The organism is Dietzia sp. B19 (genome assembly GCF_014145155.1).
GTDB classification, from domain to species: Bacteria; Actinomycetota; Actinomycetes; order Mycobacteriales; family Mycobacteriaceae; genus Dietzia; species Dietzia natronolimnaea.
The window spans coordinates 1-3346 of the sequence record NZ_JAALED010000071.1 but is presented as its reverse complement, the minus strand read 5'-3'; the positions used below and the strand labels follow the sequence as shown (position 1 = coordinate 3346).

4 protein-coding genes are annotated in these 3346 nt (G+C 70.8%); 2 read left to right on the top strand and 2 right to left on the bottom strand.

Translation table 11 applies throughout. From position 1 onward, the window contains the following. Positions 1-108 precede the first annotated feature (108 nt). Entirely contained in the window at positions 109-1833 is a 1725-nt protein-coding gene (gene ilvD, locus G6020_RS02965; protein ID WP_179525624.1) for a dihydroxy-acid dehydratase, read from the top strand. 83 nt (positions 1834-1916) lie between these two features. Here the strand turns inward: ilvD and G6020_RS02960 are convergent, their stop codons facing one another. Together G6020_RS02960 and G6020_RS02955 are read right to left on the bottom strand one after the other, a co-directional pair. Beyond that, complete coding sequence (locus tag G6020_RS02960) at positions 1917-2312, bottom strand: VOC family protein (protein ID WP_179525623.1); 396 nt, start codon at positions 2310-2312, stop codon at positions 1917-1919. Between the two features lie 32 nt (positions 2313-2344). Beyond that, complete coding sequence (locus G6020_RS02955; protein ID WP_179525622.1) at positions 2345-3031, bottom strand: PhoU domain-containing protein; 687 nt, start codon at positions 3029-3031, stop codon at positions 2345-2347. A gap of 162 nt (positions 3032-3193) precedes the next feature. On the opposite strand from G6020_RS02955, the gene G6020_RS17415 reads away from it, so the two are divergent. Continuing rightward, entirely contained in the window at positions 3194-3328 is a 135-nt protein-coding gene (locus tag G6020_RS17415) for a hypothetical protein (protein ID WP_277815235.1), read from the top strand. Positions 3329-3346: the final 18 nt, after the last annotated feature.

Sequence of the window (3346 nt, the reverse complement as noted above, 5' to 3'; positions counted from 1 at the left end):
GATCTGGGTGCTCGAGGACGGCCCGGGCGGGCGCCTGCTCGAGCTGACCCCGGTCTGACCCGTCGCGTCTCCTGCGGCCCTCTCCCGTCCACCGCCTAGTCTGGCGGTATGACGCAGCAGACTGATCAGACGAGCACCCGCGACGGTGTGGACATCAAGCCCCGCAGCCGGGACGTCACCGACGGCCTCGAGAAGACCGCGGCGCGGGGCATGCTCCGCGCGGTCGGGATGGGGGACGACGACTGGGTCAAGCCCCAGATCGGCGTCGCGTCCTCGTGGAACGAGATCACCCCGTGCAACCTCTCCCTCGACCGGCTGGCCAAGGCGGTCAAGGAGGGCGTCCACTCCGGCGGCGGGTACCCGCTCGAGTTCGGCACCATCTCCGTGTCCGACGGCATCTCGATGGGACACGAGGGCATGCACTTCTCGCTCGTGTCCCGCGAGGTGATCGCCGACAGTGTCGAGACGGTGATGAGCGCCGAGCGGCTCGACGGGTCGGTGCTGCTCGCCGGCTGCGACAAGTCCCTACCGGGGATGCTCATGGCCGCCGCGCGCCTCGACCTGGCCGGCGTCTTCCTCTACGCGGGGTCCACGTTGCCCGGCTTCGCCACGCTCTCCGACGGCACGGAGAAGCAGGTCACCATCATCGACGCGTTCGAGGCCGTCGGGGCGTGCTCGCGCGGTCTGATGAGTCGCGAGGACGTCGACACCATCGAGCGCGCCATCTGTCCGGGCGAGGGGGCGTGCGGCGGCATGTACACCGCCAACACCATGGCGAGCGCGGCCGAGGCGCTCGGGATGTCCCTCCCGGGCAGTGCGTCCCCGCCCGCTCCGGATCGTCGGCGGGACGACTACGCCAAGGCGAGCGGGGAGGCCGTGGTCGAGTTGCTGCGCCGCGGGATCACCGCCCGGGACATCATGACCAAGGAGGCGTTCGAGAACGCGATCGCCGTGGTCATGGCCTTCGGTGGATCCACCAACGCCGTCCTGCACCTGCTCGCGATCGCCAGCGAGGCGGAGGTCGAGCTCACGCTCGACGACTTCGCCCGCATCGGCGCCAGGGTGCCGCACCTCGCGGACGTCAAGCCGTTCGGTGCGCACGTGATGACCGACGTCGACCGGATCGGCGGTGTTCCGGTGGTCATGAGGGCCCTGTTCGACGCGGGACTCCTACACGGCGACTGCCTCACCGTCACCGGACGCACCGTCGCCGAGAACCTCGCGGACATCGCCCCGCCGGACCCGGACGGGCTGGTGCTGCGCGCGATGAGCGAGCCGATCCACCCGACCGGCGGCATCACGATCCTGCACGGGTCGCTCGCCCCGGAGGGCGCCGTGGTCAAGTCCGCCGGCTTCGACTCCGATGTCTTCGAGGGCACTGCCCGCGTGTTCGAGCGGGAGCGCTCCGCCATGGACGCGCTGGAGGACGGCACGATCACCGCCGGGGACGTCGTGGTGATCCGCTACGAGGGGCCCAAGGGCGGCCCGGGCATGCGCGAGATGCTCGCGATCACCGGCGCCATCAAGGGCGCCGGGCTCGGCAAGGACGTGCTGTTGATGACGGACGGGCGGTTCTCCGGTGGCACCACCGGCCTGTGCGTCGGCCACATCGCCCCCGAGGCGGTGGACGGTGGACCGATCGCCCTGGTCCGCGACGGCGACCGCATCCGCCTGGACGTGTCCGACGGGACCCTGGACCTGCTGGTGGACGAGGCCGAGCTGGAGGCGCGTCGCGCCGGGTGGGAGCCGCTCCCGCCGCGCTACACCCGCGGTGTGCTGGCCAAGTACTCCAAGCTCGTGCAGTCGGCCTCGACGGGCGCGATCTGCCGGTGAGGCCCCGCGGCAGCAGGTGACCCGCCACGGTGGCTCGCCCACCACCGCATGACCCGGGCTCACACCCGGGTCATGCGGTCGCCCTACTTCGCGTCGGGGTCCGGTTGGTGGATGCCGAACACGTTGCCCTCGGTGTCGAGGAAGTAGCCCTGCCACGCCATACCCGGCAGGGCGTGCTTGTCCATGGCCACCGTCCCGCCGGCGTCGAGGATCGCGCGGGCGGTGGCGTCGAAGTCCCCGCACCCCATCGTGAGCACCGCGCCGGCGACGGGCGATCCCGTCGCAGGGGTGTCGCCGTTGCGCTGCATGATCGCGCCGTTGATGCCCGGTTGGTCCTCGGGGCCGGAGGTCACGCCGAAGTACGGTGACCCGGCGAAGTCGCTCCAGTCCTGGTAGGTCCAGCCGAAGACGGCAGCGTAGAACGCGCACGCCCGCGCGGGATCGGAGGCGTGGATCTCGAAGTGGATGGGACGGGACACGGCGGGCTCCTCACATCGGAGATCGGATCGGGTCAGTCGAGGACGGTGCCGTCCTCGAGGTGGGAGAGCGACCCGCCCCCGGGCCTCTCACCCGTGGCGAGGTAGACCACGCGGTTGGCGATACTGACCGTGTGATCGGCGAACCGCTCGTAGTAGCGGGCGAGCAGCGCCAGATCCACCGCCGCGACCGAGCCGTGCGGCCAGTCCTCGGCGGAGATCTGCCGCATGAGGTCGGCGTGGAGGGAATCGACCGCGTCGTCCTCCGAATCGAGTGAGCGAGCGAGGCGGACGTCCTTGGTGGGGAGCAGCTGCCCGAGATTCCGGGCCATGGCCGAGTCCCGCTCCGCGAATTCGCGGATCGTCGGGACCACGGGCCCGGGGATGACCGGGTTGGGGTGGCGTCGGCGGGCGACGCGGGCGATGTGGCCGGTGAGGGCGGCCATCCGCGTGAAGTGCTCGACGATGTAGATGCCGGAGACCACCTGCCGCAGGTCGCGGGCCACGGGTGCCTCGAGCAACAGCAGATCGAAGGCGTGCTGCTCGCTCGCCTCGCGCAGATCCTCCACCTCGGCCGCGCCGTCGATGACCTCGGTGGCGGCGACCTCGTCACCCTCGAGCAGCGCCACGGTGGCGAGGTCGAGGAGTCGGTTGTTCATCTCGCAGAACCGGACCAGCTGGTCGGAGAACTCGTCGAGCTTGGTATGGAGGACGGTGCGCATCCCATGACTGTAGTGGTGGGGCGGGATCGCCGCGATCCCGTTAAGCCAGTGTTCACCGCCCGGGCGGTCGGAGTGGGGGTGCGGGCGTGGGGAATAGATGGACCCATCGGTCTGTTCTGCCCTGTCGTACGCACGTCGCCCGCGTCCCGGAAAGGACACCCGATGATTCCGTTCCCGTACGAGACCACCCGCTCCCGGGAGAGGCGACCCGGCCGGTCGGTGCAGATCGACGCGGACTCGATGGTCGGGGCGCGGGAGACCGGCACCACCGCCTCGCGTCTGCGCGGGCTGGCATGAGCGGGTCCGCGGCCGCCA

Excerpts from the sequence above, each read along its gene's own strand:
- ilvD (WP_179525624.1), top strand. The coding sequence starts at position 109 with ATGACGCAGCAGACTGATCAGACGAGCACCCGCGACGGTGTGGACATC.
- G6020_RS02955 (WP_179525622.1), bottom strand. The coding sequence starts at position 3,031 with ATGCGCACCGTCCTCCATACCAAGCTCGACGAGTTCTCCGACCAGCTG.
- G6020_RS17415 (WP_277815235.1), top strand. The coding sequence starts at position 3,194 with ATGATTCCGTTCCCGTACGAGACCACCCGCTCCCGGGAGAGGCGACCC.